Source organism: Bradyrhizobium sp. LA6.8, from assembly GCF_040547935.1.
GTDB lineage: Bacteria > Pseudomonadota > Alphaproteobacteria > Rhizobiales > Xanthobacteraceae > Bradyrhizobium > Bradyrhizobium barranii.
This window is the reverse complement of record NZ_JBEPQQ010000003.1, coordinates 44,330-63,879: the sequence shown is the minus strand read 5'-3', so window position 1 is coordinate 63,879 and position 19,550 is coordinate 44,330. Positions and strand designations below refer to the sequence as shown.

The following is a 19,550-nucleotide window of genomic DNA, read 5'->3' as shown; positions in this document are numbered from 1 at the left end:
TCCGAGCAGGATTATGATGGAGAGCACAGACGCGTATTTCGATCGCAAGCTGGAAGAACTGAAGCTTCTGAACAGCTGCCTGGCTGCACCGCTATCACTGGATCGTCCTGGTTCGGTCGACGACGTCATTCGTCGCAAATTTCAGCTAACCGCAGCTCTCAGAGCCGCGCATGAGATGCAGGAGTGGGACGCCACCGAGACCGCATGGGCCGGCAGCGCGCGTCCATTCAGCGGGCCCTTTAAGTTTCGATACGACTATCAACGCGCTGACCTGGCCGTAGAAGGACCGTCATTCTATGCGCTCGATAAGCGCCACGTTCGACAAACGATCTACACGGCTTCGGGAATGGGGGCGATTGCTTCGCTACTCCTCGCACTCTCCAAGTCGATGAAAGGTAGGGAGGTCGTTGCGCTGCCAGGCTCTTACGGGGAAACATTAGAACTGATCGACGGCTATGCGCAGCAATTGCACTTGGTAATCGGGTCGATCGAGAGTTTCTCGACGGACAATGTCTCTCGCAGAGTCCTGCTGCTGGATTCATGCATCGCGTCACGCGATTTCTGCGATGTCGTCAATTGCGGAAAGCTGCATTTCGACCTCATCATCTTCGACACAACATGTTTCACCGGAAGTTCGGGACGTATTGAGCAGGTGGTCAGGTGGTCGAGGCGCCGGGGCGTTCCGCTGATCCTGGTCCGGAGTCACAATAAGTTGGATTCGTTGGGTGCGGAGTACGGGCGGCTAGGTTCCATTACGTTGATCCGCAGCGATTTCGCGACTCAGCGGATACCTCCATCATGCCTCGAAGAGCTTATGGCGGAAACGCGCAACGCCATAAGGCTCCTAGGCAACGCAGCCTTACCCGCGCACTTTCCGCCATTCGTAGGCACATCCTCTTACCGTCACCTGACGAGAAGGCGTATGGCCTCGATCCTTCGTAACGGTCGTTTCTCCTCCCGGCATTTCGCCTTGAGGCTGCGAGGCGTGCCGTCGCAGTTGCAGCCCGTTCACGGACTATACGTCACTTTGGGATCTCGCGAACCTCTCGACGAAGCGGCAGCCCGGCAGGCGGCCGCAGCCATGAGCGAGGAGCTAAGCGAAATCGGCTTTCCGATCCGTCACGCTGGAAGTTTCGGCTTTGATTTTGCCGCGACCGAATGGTTTCACGACCTGACGACCGACCGTTACAGCGTCCGCATCGCCGTGCCTGATCTCCCCTCGAGCCTTTGGATCGCTCTGACGCGAGCGATCGGCGACTGGTGGCTTGCTTCAGTTTCCCGATCCTGAGCGTTAGAGACAATGCTCAGTCAAGGCAGCTTCGAGCTGGCCGGCGAAAGGCGAAACAGGTTTGCCTTCGAGAAGAAACGAGCGGCGAAATTCTCCAGAAGTGATCGCCGCTTGGCGAGAGGCTCACCCGCCAGATCGCTTCCGCCTTTCAGCAAGAGGTCGAACGCGAGGAACAAGGCCGGGCTCTCTGCCACCAATTTCTTCACGCGGCTTGCAGCAGGGTGAATGCGCTGCAACAAATCATCGAATGAGAGTCGACCGCCGGTCGGAACGACGATCTCGCCATCGAGGACAAAGCTTTTTTCGCGGACCGCAAGCGCGCCGGCCATGACTTCGGGAAAGTACCGGTTGAGGTTCTGCCCGGACTTCGAATGGATGTCGACTTGCTCGCCCTCCCGCACCAGATGGCAACGGAAGCCATCCCATTTCGGTTCGTACAGCCATAGCTCGCCGATCTGAATGGCGTCGACCGAACAGGCCTCCATGGCCTCGATTGCGATGCGGCGCTTTTTCACGCCGCTCAGTCTTCCACACGAGCGAGAGGCCCGATGGCAGGAGCGTTGATTGGCTGTCCGTCGACATCGAACATCGATCCATGACAGGGGCAGTCCCAACACGTCTCAAAGCTGTTCCAATGCAGGTGACAACCCACATGCGTGCAACTCGCCGACCTCAGGTGCAGCGCACCTGCCTCGTCTCTAAAGGCTGCAAGTTTTTTCAGTCCACGCCGCACGACCGCGCCTTTGCCAAGCTTGAGATCGTCCAGTGAGTTAATCTCGCCAGGCGCCGCATACTCAGCAAAGCTTTTAAATGCGGTAATGTTCTCAGTCACAAAGTTCTTCGCGGCCTTAAGAGGAACCCGGCCCGGCTCGTAGATGTCTTTCCAGGGGTGATCCTCACCAAAAACGAGGCTCGTATTCAGCATCGCGCCGGCGACACCGTGCGTCAGGCCTTGCCCGGAATCGCCCATCGCGACGTAGATATTCTTGCCGCCGGAATCCCGTCCGATGAAGCCGGCATAATCGATTGTATCGAGCACCTGCCCGGACCAGCGATGCGTCTCTTTGCCGAGGCCGGAAACCAGGCTGCGGGCCCAGGCTTCCAGTCTGTCAAAACGCTCATCAGCGTCGTCTGCCTCTCCGCTTTTGTGATCTTCGCCTCCCACCAGCACATAGTCGGTATTGGCGGGACCGGGCTGCAGGCGGACATAATGGTAAGGATCTTCAGTGTCCCAGTAGAGCGCGTCAGGTATCGCACCGCGCTTGATCTCGAAGGTGATAACATAGGTCCGATAGGGAGCCGTCTTCGTGTGGATGGCAAAGCGGTCGGAGATCGAAGAGTTGGTTGCGACAACGGCATGTTTGGCGCGAATGGCGCCGCGCGCGGCTTTAACCGTCACGACACCATTGTCTTCAGTCACTTCGACGACCGGACTGTCTCGGAAAAAGGTCACGCCATTCTCACTGCAGGCCTTTGCCACCCCGGCCAGGTATTTGAGGGGATGAAAAGTCGCTTGCCGGGGATAGCGCAGAACGTGGCGGCCCTCGCACCCTTTGAGGGATACGCCCATCAGCCGGTGGACGGGAGCTCCGACCTCGCGGACCGCATCCATTTCCTGGTCGATGATATCGGACGGCATGTCCCGCCCCTGAAAGAGATAGCCGTCAAGCCTGCGAAAGTCGCAGTCGATCTTCTCTATCTTCTGGATTTCCTCGATGCGGTCGATGGCAGCCGCCTGGCTGTCGCAAAAGAGCTTTGTCGCCTCGTGCCCCCTGATCTTCGTCATTTCGCTGACGAGATCGTCGCACAAAGGAGCAAGGTGAGCCGACGTCCTCGACGTCATGCCACCGCAAATGCGGCCGCGGTCGATGACAATGACGGACTTGCCGCGCTGGCAAAGCTCATACGCCGTTGATATCCCGGCGATCCCGGAGCCAATCACGGCGACGTCGCACTCCTGCGCGCCATCGAGCACGCGCGCATCAGGTGCGACGTCAATATCCATCCAGAGCGATTTGCTGGTCATATGTTCTCCAAACACGTGAGAACGTTCCCATGACAGGCAGAGTTCCAATTCTACGTGTCAGACCTTGAGCACAACGGCCAGTATGCGCCTGAAGGTTGTCGCGTTCTTGGGAGCGTGCGCGTCGTTGTCATTGTTGAAATAGACCCAGGCCCGCTTCGCACCGCTCGCCTTGATCCTTTTGGCCCAGATCTCCAGCTCGCTCTTGGAATAATCGTGACGATACCATCGCTTTGGGCCGTGCAGGCGGATGTAGAGTTCATCGCTCGTCCGAACGAGTTCGTCCGGCAAGCGTGGCCCGCTGCAGGAGCAGAAGATAATCCCCGCGATACGAAAAGCCTCATAGACCTCTTCATTCCACCAACTCGCGTGCCGAAACTCCACGACGTTGCGACGCTCGGGATCCAGCTGGCTGACAATGTCATTAAGCCGGGTCTTGGTGTAACGATAGCTCGGCGGCATTTGAAACAGAAAGCAGCCCATCCGGTCACCCAGAATGTCGGCGATCATTCCAAAATCCCGGATGAGCGTCTTTGTCGCTTTGAATCGTTTCACGTGGGTGATGAGTTCGGAGACTTTGACGGTGTAGATGAACTTCTTCCTCCCGGGCTGCCGCCGCCAGGATTGAACACCGGCGACTGTCGGCCACGAGTAAAAGGATGCATTGATTTCGACAGTGTCGAAACGCGTTAAATAATGATTAAACCACTCGGTTTGCGGCACGTCTGCATAGAATGAGTCCCGCCATTTCCAATAACGCCAGCCGGAGCATCCGACGTGCACAAACTGTCTGTGCCGCGGCGGATCCTTTGGACGGTCAGTTTTTGTCTTGAGGCGAGCAGCATGCATCTTTGCGGCACGCTTGATATTGTCCTCGCGCTGCTTTTCGCGTCGCAGACGTCTGCGTTCTCGGAGCTCCTCGGGCGTCAATTCGATCCGCGTCGGTGGTGCCATCTGCGAACGACCCTCGATTGCCTACCGCTACCGCCTCGGGAGCCCTGCTGGCGCCGTTACAATGCAAGCCCGCGGCGACATCTGGGCTCCCACTCCCGCGTGCGGAATCTTTACCGTCGTTTAAAAAGGTCGTGAATTCGTAGAGAAGAACGACTGCACCGAGAGAGCGCCGCCAAGGATTGACGCCACGGACGATTTCATCCACCGTCCAGAGAACGAGGCCACCGTTGACCGCGATCGTCAGGGCCAAGTTTGCTTTGCCTGCTGATGGCCATACCCAGAGCAAAAGGCCGGCCACGATCACAATCCACAGAATGAGATTGGGTGACTGTACAATCATGATAGCGCCGGTCTTGCGATTGCGGAAAAATCATCGAAAGAGCTGGCCCCACTAGGGTTTCGCCCCGGTTGAATCTTCAGTCAGAGTCCAACCTCACCTTCTTCGCGACCTTTCCAATAGGTCGCGCGGTTGGCTCTGACCTTGATCAGGACAATGCCTGGCGTATCCACGCCATTTTCGAACCATTTGTCGAGATCACTTGTCCAGTGCTGATGAAAGACGGCCTTGTCGCGGATCAGTTCGGCAGTCCCTTCGACGGCCACATAGATCCCTTCGGCGAATAGACCGGCCACGGATGAGAATCCGAGCGCGACATTAGGATTCCGTTGGATGTCAGAAACTGTCCGCGTCTTTTCGTAAGTGAAGTAATAGGACGTGCCGTCGTAAGCCACGCCGCCGTTGTTACTCATGGGTCGATTTGCGATCTCACCGTTTTCTGTGTGGGTCGAAAGAATGGCGATGTCGATGCCGGCCATTTCCTTCGCGATTCCAGCGAGCAATTTCTTGGACATCTTTCCTTCTCCATTGGCCGGGGAGCAACTGCGGGGTTCAACCCATGTTCCCTTGAGGTCCGCAACTGGTTAGCCGTGGGAGCGACGACAAGCGACGCCGCTCATTGCTCTCGGACGCCGGCCGATGGCAAATGGGATGCATCTACCTCGACCACGCATTGCGTCCTTCGAGGTGGCCTAGGAACCCTGGGAAGGAGCAAGCGTTCGGCTCACTATGGCCGACACCCCACTTTCTCATCTTGTTGAACATTCCGTCCAGATCGCTTGGGAATTCATCGAGCGCTCGGGCGACCTCGGCGACGCTGCCGAAGCCAGCCAATTTCTCTCCCACAAGATCGAGCAAATGGTCCGGAACGGTGAACGTAGCAGGTTGCTGCTCTCGAACCGGGCGATCGATGCTTACCGGCGGCAATTCGGCGTCCTCGACGCCTAGCACGCATAACTCTAGGAACGAAACCTCGAGAGCCCGCTTGGTCGTTAAAGGTGTCGCGACATGAAGCTCTCTCGTTGTGCCTTGGCCTTGGCGATTATCCTTCCCTGCGCCGCTTTCGCGCAAGGTGGCGGTGGTGGAGGCAGTGGCGGTGGGTCCGCGGGCGGAGGAGCCGGCGGCGCAGCCTCGTCCGGGGCGGGCGGTACAGGGACATCCTCACCTTCAGCTACAAACGCTGCTGGCACTGCAGGGTCTGGCCCAGCAAATCCCGCCGGAACCGTTGGCGCTCCCGGCAACTCCACCGTCGGCAATGCCCCCGCAACGGCGCAGCCCGGCATCAATCACGAACCGGGGCAACGGATCGACACCGAAAGCGAAGCCCGGACGCGCGGCACCAATGCGGCCGGCACCGCTGCTTCCTCGGGCTCTTCGGCCGCGGCTGCGCAGACCGCGCCTGCCGGAGGGATCGGAAGGCCTGCGACCACCAACCAGCAGGATAGCGACGCCAAGATCGATCAAGAGAACAGCAACACGGACAGGATGGTGGGGTCGATCTGCAAAAACTGCAAATGAGCATCGTGTTGATCCTCATGTTGGGGCCTTTTTTGATGGAGCCGATTTCCGCTAGTGGAAAGCGGCCCGGATCGCATAGGCAAGACCCGCGGGCGGCGGGTCCAATCGGTACGATTGGACCCGAGAAGGATCTGTGGGACCCGACCGACCGCGCCCTCGAGAAGATCAGAAGCATCTGCCGGGACTGTTAGCCGCTCGAGTGTGATGCGCCTGGAGAACCCGCCGGATGAAAGCAATCGTGTATCAACATGAGCTCGCCGCCGAACTCGAGAAGCGGTCCGGCGTAACCGGCCTCAAGCTGATCCGCGTAAAGGGTTACAGCCCCAGTTGGCAACTTGGCGGTATCTATCCGGCAGAAGCCTGGAGGAATCCGCCGAAGCGGCTTTGGCTGAGGAAGTGCGGAAGTTGCAGACAGACTTTGACGTGGTCTAGGCTGGCGCTCGCGGATCAAGGCTTCGCTTTTCGGCAACCTCTAAAGGAAGCGGCCCCGGCGGACGGATTGATTTCTCCGACAGGCGTAAGTGACTTTAGACTTATTCCGGCGCCCCACCCGATCCGTAGATTTTTCGCTGACACTTGCCGGAGCGTCCAGCCTTCAGCTCGTAGCCGATGCACGCCCATTCCACGAAAAGGAGTGACCGGACTTTATCAAGCATCAACCGGCGGATCGCATCTCTCAAAGCGTCAAGCGGTTGGACAAAGGCTCGCCGAGTTGAGGCCATGGTGCTGGCGAGTAGGATCCGATGCAGGTGAGCGCTCACAAGGCCTCCCTTTTTCAACGTTACGCTGAAGGCGGTGCCGATCCGAAACAAGGATGGGGCGAACAAAACCTTGCCTGCTCTGCAGCATCACCTTGGCATGGCGCAGGAACTCGATAGAAACCGAAAGTAATCGGCTTACCTGGATGCCAGGCATACGGGCCAGCCCACGTGGGCAGCCCCGCCTTGTTAAAGCGGCGCCCGCCTGTTGCGTGAACAGTTGTCTTTTACTGCCGTAAGAGCGATGAGAGGGCCCGTACGTTGGATGGAACCTCGATCAAACTTCGGGTGTTTTCTGGCGAGCGGGGCCTACTTCACGGCATCAGATTAGCGACCCCGGTAGGATCGAAGAGCGCCGGACCGCCAAGCGAGGTAGCAAGTGGGTCGCCCGAACACGGTTAGCAAGCGGATAGCGAAGCCCGGCACATCGACAGCATCGGATCGCGACGCATCTCGCAACCCGGTGCAGCAAAAGCCGCTCCCACTTGGTTCGGGCGCGCGCATGAACGCCCGGGTGGTCTTTGCCGTAGCGGTGGTAGCGCTCTCCCTATGGACAGCCGGGGGATTCCTGCCACCTTTGATCTGGGCGACCATACTCGCCGTGAGCTTGTGGCCTCTCTACATCAAGTTCGCTGCACGGCTCACCTCGGGCCCAACAAGGCTGGCAGCCGTCGCCTTTACGGCGATCGTCGCGCTCATCCTGTTTACGCCCATGGCGCTTGCCATCTACCAGGTGGCCGAGCAAAGCGGTGACATCGCGAACTGGCTGAAGAAGGCCACGGAGAGCGGAATCGAAGTGCCCGACTGGATCGCTCGCCTGCCGGTCGTAGCAGAAATCGTGCAGCAATGGTGGCGCGATAATCTGTCGGATCCGAAAGCCGCGACTGCTTGGCTCAAAACCATCAATGCGGATGATGCGTCTGGTCTATTCAACACTTTCGGCGGTCAGCTGTTGCGTCGCCTGTTCATGCTCTTCTTCTCTTTATTTACCTTGTTCGTGCTGCTCAGCAACGGCCGCTCGGTCGCTAATCGTACCATCGAGACGTGCGATCGTATCCTGGGGCACCCCGGCGAGGGCGTGGTGCAGAAGATCGTGGATTCGATCCGAGGGACGGTGAACGGTACCGTGATCGTCGCTATCGGCGAAGGCTTGTTGATCGGCGTCGGATACCTTGCTGCAGGCGTACCAAATGCCGTGATGTTTACCATCATAACCACGGCTTTTGCGATGCTCCCATTCGGTGCCTGGGCAGTGTTCACGGCCGCCGCCGCGACGCTTTTGTCCGGCGGAGGCAGCGGGATCGCGGCCGCAGGCGTCTTTTTCTGGGGTGCGACCGTCATGCTTGCAGGGGATCACTTTGTGTGGCCAACTCTGGTCGGGGGCGCGGCGCGGCTCCCTTTCCTCTTTGCGTTCGTCGGAATTTTCGGGGGGCTGGCAGCCTTCGGCCTACTCGGTTTGTTTCTAGGACCAGTCATCATGGCCGTACTATTGACGGTTTGGCGAGAGTGGATTTTTCGGCCTGAAGAGCGAAGCAGGTCTGACTGATTGCGCCGGCGTGCGGGCTGCCCATTACCTCGGCGCGTACTCGTCGTGGAAGATGATCCTCTCATCCGTGAATTCGTTGTCGACGCGCTGCGCGAGGAGGCCTTTACGTGTTCCAGCCGATGGCGACGAGGCGCTTGTCTGTTGCAAGCGGCGGGTCGCGGAGGTGCTCATCACAGACATCAGGTTACCCGGGAAGATCGACGGATGGCAGATCGCCAAACGCTGCCGCGAGCATCACCCGGAACTGCGATACCGGTGGTCGTGATCGTGTTTCCAGCCATCTTCGCCCCCATGTACGCTATCCGCAGCGACATCATAAATCTACCGCGCGCCGGCGTGTTTCTGGGAAGGGTTGACCGGATGCAACGTGCGGGATGACGATCGTGCAGCAGGTGCGCGAGTTCTTCGCGCTCGGATTCCCTATCCTTCATCGCGGTTTCGAACAGGGCTTTCTGAATATCCCGGGCATGTCGCCCCATACGTCTATGGCCGCCCGTCCCAGCAGGACGGCGAAGCTACCGGTCTTGTCTTCATCGGCGTCTTAGTGGAACAGCGGAAGACCTCCCGCGTTCCATTGCCATCATTGCGAGAGGAGAGATCGAATTATGGGCTTCTTCACTAAGGACATCAAAACGATGGACGACCTGCTGGTCCACGGTCTGCAGGACATCTACTACGCCGAGCAACAGATCACGAAGGCGCTGCCGAAGATGATCGACAAGGCCACTAACCGCGATTTGGTCACGGGCCTCAAGAACCATCTCGAAGAGACCAACAAGCAGATCGAGCGGCTTCAGAAGGTCTTCGAGAAGCTAGGCAAGGAACCCAGTGGTGCGCAGTGCCCGGCCATCGACGGCATCATCAAGGAAGCCGACGAGACCGCCGGCGAGATCGAGGACAAGGCCGTGTTGGACGCCGCCATCGTCGCCAACGCCCAAGCCGTTGAGCACTACGAAATGTGCCGCTACGGCACGCTGATCGCCTGGGCCGAAGAACTTGGCCACGACGAGATCGTGCGCTTCCTGACCACGAACCTCAACGAGGAGAAAGCGGCGAACACCAAGCTCAACACGGTGGCGCTCCGCAAGGGCGTGAATGCCAAGGCCTCTGACGCCGCGTAACCGGAAATCCTCTGTCACACTCAGCGGCTCCGCGACATCGCGGAGCCGCTTTTCCGTCGAGCCGAGCGCACGAGGCGGAATCGGCGCCGCACGAACCAGGCCGCCACAGCGACAGCCAGCCATGACAGCGATGCGCCGATAAAAGTGCCCGCAACGCTCCATTCGACAAGGACCCAGAACACAGCGGCGAACGCCAGCATGCCGAACGCGCCCAGTGCGGCACCGGCGGCGTCCAGCGCTGCGGCCTCTTGCCCTCGTCGCCTTCCTTCGAGCCCCGCCTCCTTCTTGCGCCGGATTTCGTGCGACTCGATCAGGGTCGCGCTCGCGCAGAAGATCGCCGGCAGCGCGAGGAAAAGGCCGCCGACCGAAGCTCCGCAGCGGCTGCTGACGAGGCCCGTGAACACGGTCGCAGCACCGCCCAGCGCGAATCGGACAAGGTATTCGTACCAGCGGCCTTCGTGCAGCGACGAGAGCGAGACCTTGATCGGGATCGTCACGCATGTCCTCCCGAAAGCGCCCAGAGACCGAAGGCCGCGGTCAACCAGACGACGATCGACAGTAGGGACGCAGGCAAGGCCCGCATCCGAGTGCGCATCAGAAGCTGGCAGACGAAGACGCTGTAGACCATGAGCGCGGCCGCGCCGGCCATCATGGCCTTGCTTTGCGAGCCGGCGTAGCCGGCCCCGTGCTGGTAGATCGCTATGCCGAGGGTCGCCAGCGCCACGGATGGCGCCGCCCCGAACAGACCGGCGAAGCTCTTGGGCTTCAGCACGTCGCCCAGCATGGAGAACGCCGACACGACGGCGCCTCCGATCAGGAAACGGATGATGTACTCGCTCATCTCGGCTCCTTGGCCGGATAGCCGGTCAACGGGCGAAGCATTCGCTCGAGAACCGCACCGAGCGCGAAGCCCGCGACGACGTCACTCGCCCAGTGCGCCAGCACGACGATGCGCGTGACGCAGAGGCCGACCGCCAGCGCGCGGATCGCGCGGCGCAGCCCCGCAGGCAACGGGCCGGCAGCGGAGGCGAGCGCGCCCATATGCAGCGCGTGCCCGGACGGAAAGGCATCCTTGCGTTTGCCGGAGAATGAAACTCCGTTGAGGTGCCCCAGCACGGTCTCCCGGTCCGGACGGGTTTGGTCGAAGACGGACTTCATTAGATGCGGCAGAACCGACGCGGTTGCCGCCACAAGCAGGGCATGGTCGCCGGCGCGACGCACCGACTCCCTTCGCGTGCGCGTAACCACCCAACCCGCCGCGGCCAAGGCCAGCAGGATCTTTTCGTCGGCGCCCCAGGTCAATCCGCGGGAGACCGTCTCCGTAAGATGGTTGGTATGCCGCGCTACCGCCCGCGCGATCCGCACGTCGGCATCTGTCGGTTTCACGTTGACAAAGGCCATCTGTCCGCTCGGTTTGGATTCGGGATTCCACAACTCCCAAGCGGGTCCTTGGTTCTAATTTAAAAATGGAACCGGCGGCGCAACCCGTTGTTGTCAAAGGGATTGGAGGCTCGGTGAAACGCAGTGCGCGGAAGTCCACGTTGACACTAAGCCCGGCGGGCGGATCGAATACGTGAATGGGACCTTCCGTGGCTGGAGCGGCCACACCGCCGACGAGATGGTCGGAAAGCGCTTCAGCGACTTCCCCACGATGGCAGGGCGCATCTACTAAGAGACGCACATCGCGCCGCTTCTGCGGATGCAAGGCTCGTTCGAGGAGTTTGCTATCGACGTGATCAAGGCCAACGGGCAACCGCGGCAGATGATCGCCAACGCGAAGGAACGGCGAGACGCGCAAGACAAACCCCTCTCCATCAGCCTGGCGCTCATCAGAGCGACCGACCGCCGCCGCTACGACCAGGAGCTCCTCGGAACGCGCGAACTTGCGAAGGCCGCAGGCCAAATTGCAGAGGAGAGGCTGCAGCGTGAGCACGAAGCACATGAGCTGCGCGAGCAGTTCATCGCGGTGCTCGGCCACGATCTGCGCAACCCGCTCGCATCCATCAGCGCCGGCGCCCGCATTCTCGACAGAACGGCCCAGACCGAGAAAGAACATCAGGTCATCGCGATGATGCAGACCACGGTCATGCGGATGGCGGGGCTGATCGACGATGTGCTCGATCTCGCCCGCGGCCGGCTGGGCGGCGGCATCGGTCTGAATCGCGACCAGGGGAAACCGCTTGAGCCGGTGCTCGTAGGGGTCGTTGACGAACTGAGACTGGCCTCGCCCGGCCGCGTCATCCATGCCGATTTCAAAATCGACCGCCCGGTGAATTGCGACCGTTCGCGCCTGGGACAGCTGCTCTCGAACCTTGTCGGAAACGCACTGACACACGGAGCTTCGAGCAAACCGGTGTTCGTTCACGGAGAGACGCGAGGTGAGTCCTTCGAACTATGGGTATCCAATGTCGGCCAGCCCATCCCCGAGGCGGCGGCGATGGAGAAGCTGTTCGAGCCCTTTTTTCGGGGCAACCATGCGAGCCGTCAGGGCCTTGGGCATGGCCTCTACATCGCCTCACAGATCGCCAAGGCCCATGGCGGCGCGCTAACCGTGAGTTCGACGACGGACGAGACCCGATTTACGTTCACCATGCCCCTTCTTCCCGCGGAGAGCTGACCTTCTAACGACTATCGCAGCCGAAGCTTACCCGCGCCACACGCTCGCGATTGACAACTACTCAAAAAGGGCCGGCTCAATGATCCATCATGTATCCCTTGGGAGTAACGACATCCAGCGAGCAAGAGCGTTTTACGATCCGCTGATGTCGCTGGTCGGCTTACGGCTGATCAAGATCTCCGCCACGTCACTGGATTACGGTGCATCCGACATCGTGTTCAGCATCGTAGCTCCAGTCGACGGCCGCCCGGCGGCGCCGGGCAACGGCGTCCATGTCGCCTTTCAGGCCCCCGACCGGGAGACCGTGCGGCGCTTTCATCAGACCGCGATGGCTCAAGGGGGTACCGACGAAGGCGCCCCGGACATCCGCGAGAAATACAACGCAAATTATTACGGCGCGTTCGTGCGTGATCCGGACGGTAACAAGATCGAAGCGGTGACCTATACGGCCAGGGAGAGCTTCGGCCTCCCGCCGCGCGAATAACCTGAGCTAGGCGGCGCTCGCGGACACCGGACAGGAACGCTCTTTCCCGGCCATGATTGGAAGTGCGGGAGAACGTTCATGGCCGAAATCGAAAAGACAGCTGCACGCACGGATGGAACCAGCTTGAGTCTCGCAGCGGCGCTCGGCCTCATGGCCGTCGCGTTCCTGTGGGACCGTATGATCCCACCCGACCAAGCCAGCCCGCCTGAGGGCGATGACGCGCTCCCCGAACATCGCGGGGCAGAGCGGGACACCTCGCCTTCGCGCCTTGCGACCGAGAACGGAGACCACGGACGCCAAGCCACCTCTCCGGCCGAGATCCCGGCCAGGGGGTGGAAGGACATCCTCTGGCGCGTCTACGGCAACATCGGCGACCACCGCATCCTCGCCCTCGCCGCTGGTATGACCTACTACAGCCTGCTCGCGATCTTCCCCGCGATCGCGGCGCTCGTCGCCATCTACGGCCTTTTTGCCGACCCCAACGTTATCGCCAAACACCTCGACGACGTCGCCGGCTTCATACCCGGCGGGGCCATCGACGTGGCGCGTGAGCAACTGACGCGCGTTGCGACAAAAGGCGAGCGGACCCTCGGATTCACGTTCGCGATCGGCCTGGTGATCTCGCTCTGGAGCGCGAATGCCGCCATGAAGTCGCTGTTCGACACCTTGAACATCGTTTACGGCGAGCAGGAAAAGCGCGGCTTCTTCAGGCTGAACGCGATGTCGCTAGGATTCACGATTGGTGCGATCGTCTTCGTCCTCGCTGCCCTCGGCGGGGTCGTCGTCGTTCCGGTCGTGCTGCAGTACGTCGGTCTATCGAACGCCACCGATCTCCTGATCCGGATCGGCCGCTGGCCGGTACTCTTCGTGGCGCTCGCGCTCGCCATCTCCTGCATCTACCGGTTCGGACCCAGCCGGAAGGCCCCGCGATGGACCTGGATCACTTGGGGCAGTGCGGCCGCCACGCTGCTCTGGCTCGCCGCGTCCGGGCTTTTCTCCTTCTACGCCGCGAGTTTCGGCAGCTTCAACCAGACTTACGGATCCTTGGGCGCGGTCATCGGCTTCATGACCTGGCTCTGGATTTCGGCCATCGTGATCCTGCTCGGAGCAGAACTTAACGCCGAGATGGAGCACCAGACCGCCCGCGACACCACCACCGGTCGACCCAAGCCGCTCGGCGTCAGAGGCGCCAAGATGGCGGACACCGTGGGAGCGGCGCGATCTTGAGTAAGGTCGTATCGCGTGCTTCCGTCGAAGGCATAGTCGCCGCAGTCGCTGCCGATCGCGGGCACCGTTTCAGCAAGCCGCTGCGAGACCACATTCTGCTCGTAGATGGCGTGGGGATCGAAGGCGACGCCCACGCCGGCGAGTTTGTACGGCACAGATATCTTGCTCGCCGCCACCCTCGCCTGCCCAACCTACGTCAAGTGCACCTCATCCCCAGCGAGCTCTTTGCGACCATCCGGGAGGCAGGTTACGACATAGGACCCGGACAACTCGGCGAAAACATCACCACGGTGGGCCTGGACCTGGAAAACTTGCCGCTCGGGACGCGCATCGAACTCGGACCTACGGCTATCGTTGAGCTGACCGGCCTGCGGACGCCCTGCGTGCTAATCGACCGCTTCAGGACCGGGCTGAAAAAGCAAGTCGTGTCGTCAGCAAAAACTGGTCCAGCATTCAAATGCGGCGTCCTGGGCGTCGTGCGGGCTGGCGGACAGGTAGCCGCCGGCGATCATGCGCGGGTCATGCTGCCCGATGGACATCAAAAACGGCTTCCCGCGTTGTAGCGCAGTCGCAAGCCGGAGGAACCAAGTTCTCTCAACCTGGGTTGGAGCTTGCTTTTTTAAGGGATGGTCAATGTCTAAGGGAAATCAGCTGCGCCACAGCGCACCGCGGAACGCGGTTCATATCTGCGTCGATATGCAGAGGATGTTCGCGCAAGGCACGGATTGGACGATGCCGTGGCTCCCGCGGGTTCTGCCGAACGTCGTCGCGATCACCTCAGCCCATCCCGAGCGGACCATCTTCACCCGCTTCATTCCGGCGCAGAGTCCCGGCCATGGTGCGGGAATGTGGCGCCACTACTACGAGCGCTGGAGTTCGATGACCATCGACGAGCTTGGCCCGGAGATGATCGGTCTGGTCCAGGATCTCGCGCAGTTCGTTCCGCCCGCACGCATCTTCGACAAGCACGTTTACTCGCCCTGGACAGGGAGCGATTTCCACGAGCAGCTTCGCGCGGCTCATGTCGATACGATCATCATCACCGGCGGCGAGACCGATGTCTGCGTGCTGGCGACCGTGCTCGGCGCCGTCGACTGGGGTTACCGCGTCATTCTTGTCACCGACGCCCTGTGCAGCTCGGCTGACGAAACGCACGACTCCATGATGAATATCTACTTGAACCGCTTCGGGCAGCAGGTGGAGTGCGTCACGACCGAAACGCTTCTCGGCAGCTGGCCGGGCAGCGCCAGGGCAAGCTCGTATCATGAGTAAAGCCTACCTCGTGCAGGTTCTCCTGCCGAAAGAGCGAGGAGACGGAGAGCCGGTTTCGCAAAGCTGGTTCGAGGAATTCCTGGAAGAAATGACCGGCAAATTCGGCGGCGCCACCAGCTTTGTCCGGGTGCCCGGCCAGGGCCTATGGCGCAGCGGCCACGAGACCGAGCGGGACAATATCGCGGTCATCGAAGTCTCGTGGCAAAGCTCGCTCCCGAGTTCTGGCGCACCCTGCCAGAGCGGCTGGAACGCGAGCTTTCGCAGGAAGAGATCGTCATTCGCGCCCAGGAAATCATCCCGCTGTAAGATTAGGAACGCTCTCCCTTACCGGGTGTTTGCAGAGCAGAAAAACAGGAGGACGTCATGGGCTTTTTTACCAAGGACATAAAGACGCTGAACGACCTCTTCGTGCATACGCTGCAAGATATCTATTACGCCGAGCAGCAGATCGCGAAGAACCTTCCGGACATGATCGAGAAAGCGAGCGATCCCAGCCTCAAGAACGGCTTTCAGACGCATCTCTCCGAAACCAAGGGCCAGATCACCCGGCTTGAGAAGGTTTTCGAAATGCACGGCGCCCAGGCGAAGGGCGTGGATTGCCCTGCGATCGATGGCATCCTCAAGGAAGCCAGCGAGGTCGCGGGCGATATCGATGACAAGCAGGTGCTGGATGCGGCGCTGATCGCGGCGGCCCAGGCCGTCGAGCACTATGAAATCACGAGGTACGGCACCCTGATTGCATGGGCCAAGATGCTTGGCCGCGATGACTGCGCCTCAGTCCTGCAGCAGAACCTCGATGAGGAGAAGGCGACGGACGAGAAGCTCAATACGATGGCGCTGCGCAGCGTGAACCGGAAAGCCGCTTAACCCGTTAGCAACATGAAACGTAAGAGGGCCGCCCCGGAAGGCGGCCCTCTTTTTGAGCAGCAAAGCATGAGCCTTGAAGTATTGAGGATGGTGGCAGCCGCCATAACGATTATCGCCGCCGCCATGGTGGCGGCGAACTGGAATGCGCGCATTACCGTCTGCGGGTTCGCTCTCTTTATTGCCTCATCGATCGCCTGGATCGCCGACGGGATAATTGAGCCGAAGAGCTCGCTCATCATCCAAAACGCTGCGCTTCTCTTGATCAACGTGCTGGGCGTATGGCGCTGGCTACCTCGCGCCGGTAAGGAAGCCGCCGCGTCCCAGGCTGAGGACCGCGCGATCCGCTAGCTTGGCTCATGCCTGTTTCCTGTCCGAGATTGCCCAGCGTGCCAGCGCGGCTTCTCCTGCTTCGGTCAAGGCGCCGAGCGTTGTCTGCCCCTTCCTTGCGCACTGGACAAGGCTGTCCGCGATGAAAGATCTCAGTTCATGATTGACGCCGTCCGGCCTGCCTTGGCAGAGCTGTTCGAGAACGGCTTCCATGCTTGCAAGTGTGCGGCGATCGAAGCTTTCGAGGATCATGGCGCTTCTCCTATCCCGGCTAAACGAACTCCAGACCCGGACGTTCCAATTTCGGAACTGACCTTCCAAGATCGGGAACCAAGCTGCATCGCGGATTATTGGACCTGAATGCCTCGCAAACTTAAGGTTTTTCAGACGTCACAGGGCTTTTCGACCTCGCGATTGCGGCGTCGTCGATGAAAGCTGCAGCGAGCGGCACAACGTTCGATCGGGATTCGCTAACTGCAGCTCATCGCAATCTGCCGCTCGGCACGCATGTTCGCGTTACTGACCCTAAGAGCAGCAAATCGGTGGTCGTTCGTATCACTGATCGCGGACCATGGATTCGCAGTCGCGTCATCGACCTCTCGCTCGCCGCCGCGCGTAGCTTGGGGTTTACCAACCGTGGCGTCGCCCAGGTTCGTGCTGAGGTGTTGTAACAGACGTCCATTGCCCAGCGAAAACACGCAGACACGGGGCCTGTGATTTCAGGCCGGGCCTTGCTTTTACCGCTTCACCCGCGTCGGCACTGTGGTCCGCTTCGGTTCAAGATGCGAAGAACTCAACCTGAGCAAATCTAGTCCGCCGTGCCTCACTGAGCGGACCTCAACGAGGTGCGACGCTACTTCGCTGACGGGTCACAACCCGACTACCCCACCTCAGCGACGATGTGGGCTTGTGGTCCGCAGGTGTACCCTCGGCCGACTAGCCGAGGCGCCGCCTATCCCGTGCCTGCCTCAGCAGGTCCCACTTTACGATATCAAAGGGAATGTAAGCGTTGTTGTTGTACCCGCGTCGCTGCTGGTCTGGTCGACGGTACCGCCAATTTGTCTCGCCAGAGAGGTAATCAGCTTAAGGCCCGACCCGTTTTCGTTAGGATGTTGAATGCCGCGACCGTTGTCGGTCACTGTCAATCGGGCCTCGCCGTAGCCGACGCCTCCCACTAAACTTACGCTGATCCTGCCTCCCTCTGCACCGAACGCATGTTTGATGCTGTTCATCGCAGTCTCATTTAAAATGAGGCCAACCGGGAGGGCGCGGTCGATCGCCAACTCGAGTTCATCACACTCGACGTCTACTTCAACCTCATCCACCTGATTCCGGATCGCGCTGCAAAGAGCCCGGATGTAATGGGAAAGTCTGACGATCTGCCCTTCTTGGCGAGGGGCAAGCTGATCATGTGCGAGCGAGATGGCGTTGATGCGGCTGGCCACGTGGTCCAGAGCGCGGTGTGATTCTGGATCAAGATAGCGGCGCTTCTGGATGGAAATCGAGGACAGGACGAGCTGAAAATTGTTCTTGACCCGATGTTGCATCTCTCGAAGCAAGATCTGCCCCTTTTTAGCTTCCGCGACCGCAGCCATAAGGCTTGCATGTTCGTCCGGATGCGCACCGCGACGGAGCACAGCACCTATCAGCGCGGCGGCGGCGGTCAGAAACTCGGTCGTATCCTGCGAGAAGTCTCTCGGCTTTGTACTGTCCACCTCCAGCACGCCCCATGCGGCGCCGCCGATGAGGATCGGGACGTTGCTGACAGCCACAATGCCATGCTCCGCCAAGAACTCGGAACGAACAAATTCGTTCTGATCGGCGAAATCTCTGATGCTGACAGGCTCGGCCGTTTGGAAGGCGCGGCCAGGCGGCGAGCGGAGGTCGGCCGACAGCGTGGCGGTGCGGACGGCACCATCCTTCCAGCCGACTCCCACAATCAACAGAAGATCGGACGTGTCTGGACGATATTGAAGCACCTTAACATGGTGGATTTCCACGGCGCGGGCAATTTGCAGCACGGCTTGGTCCAAGAAGCGTTCTGCTCCGGGGTCTTCAACCGAAAGACGACCGATATCGACCAAAATGCGGATGTGGCGCCGGAGTTTGTCCAGCACATCGCCCTCAGTGTGTTCGGTCGGGTGGTCCTCCATTCGTTTCTAACATCGGGCCTCATGAATTGTGCCTAAGCGCCGAGACCGTACAAGCTGGCTTGGTCGCTAAAGGAGCCGCGATCCGCAATTTAGCCCTCAACTGGTCGACCGAAAACGGCTTGCCGATCGCCAACGTACCTTTGGGGGCTGCAAAAAGAGATGGGATTTCGAGTCGGAAGGCTTGCTGCGAGCTCCACAGGAACCTCCGCTCCGATGCGGGTTTGGTTCTTGAGACAAACAGCGAGAGCGAAAATGGGAAATAGTGGCGTCGGAATGCTACTCGGCGATACCTCAGTGACGGCGCTCTGGATGATGTTTATCGGCGCCTTCATCTTGGGTGGCACAATTCTGTATGGCGTTATGAAGACGGGAAGGTTGCGCCGCAGCGAGCGTGCGCAGCTCGACCGAAACACAGAGATGGCGCAGCGCCGGGATGACCCGGAGAAAAGAACCGCTCGTTAGCAATCGGCGTGTCGACCAGTCAAACGTAAGATTTAGGAACTTGGGCCGGAGTGGCGATAGGGCGTATAATCATAGCCCGCGATGTCCGTAATTCGCTAACGGCCGCAGGGAAGCCAATGCGCGAGGTAGGCTTTAGGCACAGCTGGACCAAAGACCGCAATGATATCGACGGTCGCTGGGGATTCCAACGCTCATATGTACGCCGTATTGATAAAGCAACAGGTAGATGCCCGTCAGATCCAGTTCATGGCCCTCTCCGTCAGCGAACATGAGTTGCGCAGTGTCGACCTCGGCAAACTCGCCGGGCACCTGGCGGCACGGAATACTTCCAGTCTGTCAAGTCGGTCGAAACGACGCGTTCATCAGAATGTGGACGGAGTTCAACGAACAACGGGACACGACCACCAACGATCAAAAGGAGGCGACTTACATCGGCTTCAGGATGCGGGCTCAGGCGGTCAGCCAAGCCGGCACGGTCGATGTCGAGGCGGTCCGGCAAGCCATGTACGGACAACGCGTAAGGGGCGCCAAGTGGTTTTGAGCTGGTGATGAATACCAATCATCATCTCTCGAAGCCGGCGGCGACGGGTACCTTC

At 60.1% G+C, this 19,550-nt stretch carries 23 protein-coding genes and 2 pseudogenes; 15 read left to right on the top strand and 10 right to left on the bottom strand.

From position 1 onward, the window contains the following. The first annotated feature begins 13 nt into the window (after nt 1–13). On the top strand, nt 14–1,288 hold the full coding sequence (locus ABIA90_RS13905; protein ID WP_354118326.1) for a hypothetical protein: 1,275 nt from the start codon (nt 14–16) through the stop codon (nt 1,286–1,288). Between the two features lie 20 nt (nt 1,289–1,308). Here ABIA90_RS13905 and ABIA90_RS13900 read toward each other — a convergent pair whose 3' ends face one another. From ABIA90_RS13900 to ABIA90_RS13885, 4 genes are all read right to left on the bottom strand, one after another. After that, nucleotides 1,309–1,803: an ATP-dependent DNA ligase gene (locus ABIA90_RS13900; protein ID WP_354118327.1), complete on the bottom strand. Its 495-nt coding sequence runs from the start codon at nt 1,801–1,803 to the stop codon at nt 1,309–1,311. A gap of 5 nt (nt 1,804–1,808) precedes the next feature. Continuing rightward, nucleotides 1,809–3,314, bottom strand: coding sequence for an FAD-dependent oxidoreductase (locus tag ABIA90_RS13895; protein ID WP_231142108.1), 1,506 nt, complete (start codon nt 3,312–3,314; stop codon nt 1,809–1,811). A gap of 57 nt (nt 3,315–3,371) precedes the next feature. Further along, the gene (locus ABIA90_RS13890; RefSeq protein ID WP_063982885.1) at nt 3,372–4,265 is read right to left on the bottom strand and encodes a DUF72 domain-containing protein; all 894 of its coding nucleotides are present in this window, start codon (nt 4,263–4,265) and stop codon (nt 3,372–3,374) included. Nucleotides 4,266–4,685: 420 nt separating this feature from the next. Then, a complete protein-coding gene (locus tag ABIA90_RS13885) occupies nt 4,686–5,117 on the bottom strand; it encodes a pyridoxamine 5'-phosphate oxidase family protein (protein WP_354118328.1) in 432 nt (143 codons plus the stop codon). A 214-nt stretch (nt 5,118–5,331) separates the two neighbouring features. On the opposite strand from ABIA90_RS13885, the gene ABIA90_RS13880 reads away from it, so the two are divergent. Together ABIA90_RS13880 and ABIA90_RS13875 are read left to right on the top strand one after the other, a co-directional pair. Further along, a complete protein-coding gene (locus ABIA90_RS13880; protein WP_063982883.1) occupies nt 5,332–5,550 on the top strand; it encodes a hypothetical protein in 219 nt (72 codons plus the stop codon). A gap of 1,707 nt (nt 5,551–7,257) precedes the next feature. Further along, nucleotides 7,258–8,424 (top strand): AI-2E family transporter, encoded by a 1,167-nt coding sequence (locus ABIA90_RS13875; protein WP_354118329.1) that lies wholly within the window; start codon nt 7,258–7,260, stop codon nt 8,422–8,424. Nucleotides 8,425–8,745: 321 nt separating this feature from the next. Here ABIA90_RS13875 and ABIA90_RS13870 read toward each other — a convergent pair. Further along, nucleotides 8,746–8,929 (bottom strand): annotated as a pseudogene (locus ABIA90_RS13870) (hypothetical protein). A gap of 100 nt (nt 8,930–9,029) precedes the next feature. Here ABIA90_RS13870 and ABIA90_RS13865 point away from each other — a divergent pair. Continuing rightward, complete coding sequence (locus ABIA90_RS13865) at nt 9,030–9,545, top strand: YciE/YciF ferroxidase family protein (RefSeq protein ID WP_063982878.1); 516 nt, start codon at nt 9,030–9,032, stop codon at nt 9,543–9,545. A gap of 20 nt (nt 9,546–9,565) precedes the next feature. Here the strand turns inward: ABIA90_RS13865 and ABIA90_RS13860 are convergent, their stop codons facing one another. From ABIA90_RS13860 to ABIA90_RS13850, 3 genes are read right to left on the bottom strand one after another with little or no spacing between them, the layout of a single operon-like run. Beyond that, entirely contained in the window at nt 9,566–10,036 is a 471-nt protein-coding gene (locus ABIA90_RS13860; protein ID WP_038937345.1) for a hypothetical protein, read from the bottom strand. A 2-nt stretch (nt 10,037–10,038) separates the two neighbouring features. Continuing rightward, nucleotides 10,039–10,386 carry a DUF3147 family protein gene (locus ABIA90_RS13855; protein ID WP_354118330.1) on the bottom strand — a complete coding sequence of 116 codons (348 nt, stop codon included), beginning with the start codon at nt 10,384–10,386 and terminating at the stop codon, nt 10,039–10,041. After that, nucleotides 10,383–10,946: a phosphatase PAP2 family protein gene (locus ABIA90_RS13850; RefSeq protein ID WP_354118331.1), complete on the bottom strand. Its 564-nt coding sequence runs from the start codon at nt 10,944–10,946 to the stop codon at nt 10,383–10,385. The genes ABIA90_RS13855 and ABIA90_RS13850 overlap by 4 nt, the downstream gene beginning before the upstream one ends. Before the next feature lie 298 nt (nt 10,947–11,244). On the opposite strand from ABIA90_RS13850, the gene ABIA90_RS13845 reads away from it, so the two are divergent. The 7 genes from ABIA90_RS13845 (at nt 11,245) to ABIA90_RS13815 (ending at nt 16,360) form a co-directional block, all read left to right on the top strand. Beyond that, on the top strand, nt 11,245–12,162 hold the full coding sequence (locus ABIA90_RS13845) for a sensor histidine kinase (protein WP_354118332.1): 918 nt from the start codon (nt 11,245–11,247) through the stop codon (nt 12,160–12,162). Nucleotides 12,163–12,241: 79 nt separating this feature from the next. Continuing rightward, the gene (locus ABIA90_RS13840) at nt 12,242–12,646 is read left to right on the top strand and encodes a VOC family protein (RefSeq protein WP_071911109.1); all 405 of its coding nucleotides are present in this window, start codon (nt 12,242–12,244) and stop codon (nt 12,644–12,646) included. Nucleotides 12,647–12,724: 78 nt separating this feature from the next. Continuing rightward, on the top strand, nt 12,725–13,873 hold the full coding sequence (locus ABIA90_RS13835; RefSeq protein ID WP_304494832.1) for a YihY/virulence factor BrkB family protein: 1,149 nt from the start codon (nt 12,725–12,727) through the stop codon (nt 13,871–13,873). Further along, entirely contained in the window at nt 13,870–14,436 is a 567-nt protein-coding gene (locus tag ABIA90_RS13830; protein ID WP_354118333.1) for an MOSC domain-containing protein, read from the top strand. Before ABIA90_RS13835 ends, ABIA90_RS13830 begins: the two co-directional genes overlap by 4 nt. A gap of 70 nt (nt 14,437–14,506) precedes the next feature. Beyond that, nucleotides 14,507–15,145 carry a cysteine hydrolase family protein gene (locus ABIA90_RS13825; RefSeq protein WP_354118334.1) on the top strand — a complete coding sequence of 213 codons (639 nt, stop codon included), beginning with the start codon at nt 14,507–14,509 and terminating at the stop codon, nt 15,143–15,145. Between the two features lie 363 nt (nt 15,146–15,508). Next, complete coding sequence (locus ABIA90_RS13820; protein WP_038936050.1) at nt 15,509–16,012, top strand: YciE/YciF ferroxidase family protein; 504 nt, start codon at nt 15,509–15,511, stop codon at nt 16,010–16,012. A gap of 66 nt (nt 16,013–16,078) precedes the next feature. Next, a complete protein-coding gene (locus ABIA90_RS13815) occupies nt 16,079–16,360 on the top strand; it encodes a hypothetical protein (protein ID WP_354118335.1) in 282 nt (93 codons plus the stop codon). A 6-nt stretch (nt 16,361–16,366) separates the two neighbouring features. Here ABIA90_RS13815 and ABIA90_RS13810 read toward each other — a convergent pair whose 3' ends face one another. Beyond that, on the bottom strand, nt 16,367–16,591 hold the full coding sequence (locus tag ABIA90_RS13810) for a hypothetical protein (protein WP_063982871.1): 225 nt from the start codon (nt 16,589–16,591) through the stop codon (nt 16,367–16,369). 176 nt (nt 16,592–16,767) lie between these two features. On the opposite strand from ABIA90_RS13810, the gene ABIA90_RS13805 reads away from it, so the two are divergent. Next, entirely contained in the window at nt 16,768–17,010 is a 243-nt protein-coding gene (locus ABIA90_RS13805) for a septal ring lytic transglycosylase RlpA family protein (protein WP_084795104.1), read from the top strand. 312 nt (nt 17,011–17,322) lie between these two features. Here ABIA90_RS13805 and ABIA90_RS13800 read toward each other — a convergent pair whose 3' ends face one another. Then, nucleotides 17,323–18,456, bottom strand: a complete 1,134-nt coding sequence (locus ABIA90_RS13800) for a sensor histidine kinase (protein WP_354118336.1) — start codon at nt 18,454–18,456, stop codon at nt 17,323–17,325. A 309-nt stretch (nt 18,457–18,765) separates the two neighbouring features. Between ABIA90_RS13800 and ABIA90_RS13795 the strand changes: the two genes are divergently transcribed. The 3 genes and pseudogenes from ABIA90_RS13795 (at nt 18,766) to ABIA90_RS13785 (ending at nt 19,495) form a co-directional block, all read left to right on the top strand. Then, nucleotides 18,766–18,954 carry a hypothetical protein gene (locus ABIA90_RS13795; RefSeq protein WP_247302600.1) on the top strand — a complete coding sequence of 63 codons (189 nt, stop codon included), beginning with the start codon at nt 18,766–18,768 and terminating at the stop codon, nt 18,952–18,954. A 159-nt stretch (nt 18,955–19,113) separates the two neighbouring features. Then, a pseudogene (locus tag ABIA90_RS13790) lies at nt 19,114–19,239 on the top strand (transporter substrate-binding protein); the annotation flags it as partial. Then, on the top strand, nt 19,181–19,495 hold the full coding sequence (locus ABIA90_RS13785) for a transporter substrate-binding protein (protein WP_354122453.1): 315 nt from the start codon (nt 19,181–19,183) through the stop codon (nt 19,493–19,495). The pseudogene ABIA90_RS13790 and the gene ABIA90_RS13785, both read left to right, overlap by 59 nt. Nucleotides 19,496–19,550: the final 55 nt, after the last annotated feature.

Coding starts and splice junctions, on each gene's coding strand:
- ABIA90_RS13845 (WP_354118332.1), top strand. CDS start 11,245: ATGCAAGGCTCGTTCGAGGAGTTTGCTATCGACGTGATCAAGGCCAAC.
- ABIA90_RS13905 (WP_354118326.1), top strand. CDS start 14: ATGATGGAGAGCACAGACGCGTATTTCGATCGCAAGCTGGAAGAACTG.
- ABIA90_RS13850 (WP_354118331.1), bottom strand. CDS start 10,946: ATGGCCTTTGTCAACGTGAAACCGACAGATGCCGACGTGCGGATCGCG.
- ABIA90_RS13795 (WP_247302600.1), top strand. CDS start 18,766: ATGCTACTCGGCGATACCTCAGTGACGGCGCTCTGGATGATGTTTATC.
- ABIA90_RS13895 (WP_231142108.1), bottom strand. CDS start 3,314: ATGACCAGCAAATCGCTCTGGATGGATATTGACGTCGCACCTGATGCG.
- ABIA90_RS13855 (WP_354118330.1), bottom strand. CDS start 10,386: ATGAGCGAGTACATCATCCGTTTCCTGATCGGAGGCGCCGTCGTGTCG.
- ABIA90_RS13825 (WP_354118334.1), top strand. CDS start 14,507: ATGTCTAAGGGAAATCAGCTGCGCCACAGCGCACCGCGGAACGCGGTT.
- ABIA90_RS13885 (WP_354118328.1), bottom strand. CDS start 5,117: ATGTCCAAGAAATTGCTCGCTGGAATCGCGAAGGAAATGGCCGGCATC.
- ABIA90_RS13820 (WP_038936050.1), top strand. CDS start 15,509: ATGGGCTTTTTTACCAAGGACATAAAGACGCTGAACGACCTCTTCGTG.
- ABIA90_RS13835 (WP_304494832.1), top strand. CDS start 12,725: ATGGCCGAAATCGAAAAGACAGCTGCACGCACGGATGGAACCAGCTTG.
- ABIA90_RS13815 (WP_354118335.1), top strand. CDS start 16,079: ATGAGCCTTGAAGTATTGAGGATGGTGGCAGCCGCCATAACGATTATC.
- ABIA90_RS13840 (WP_071911109.1), top strand. CDS start 12,242: ATGATCCATCATGTATCCCTTGGGAGTAACGACATCCAGCGAGCAAGA.
- ABIA90_RS13880 (WP_063982883.1), top strand. CDS start 5,332: ATGGCCGACACCCCACTTTCTCATCTTGTTGAACATTCCGTCCAGATC.
- ABIA90_RS13890 (WP_063982885.1), bottom strand. CDS start 4,265: ATGGCACCACCGACGCGGATCGAATTGACGCCCGAGGAGCTCCGAGAA.
- ABIA90_RS13785 (WP_354122453.1), top strand. CDS start 19,181: ATGCCCGTCAGATCCAGTTCATGGCCCTCTCCGTCAGCGAACATGAGT.
- ABIA90_RS13865 (WP_063982878.1), top strand. CDS start 9,030: ATGGGCTTCTTCACTAAGGACATCAAAACGATGGACGACCTGCTGGTC.
- ABIA90_RS13805 (WP_084795104.1), top strand. CDS start 16,768: ATGAAAGCTGCAGCGAGCGGCACAACGTTCGATCGGGATTCGCTAACT.
- ABIA90_RS13810 (WP_063982871.1), bottom strand. CDS start 16,591: ATGATCCTCGAAAGCTTCGATCGCCGCACACTTGCAAGCATGGAAGCC.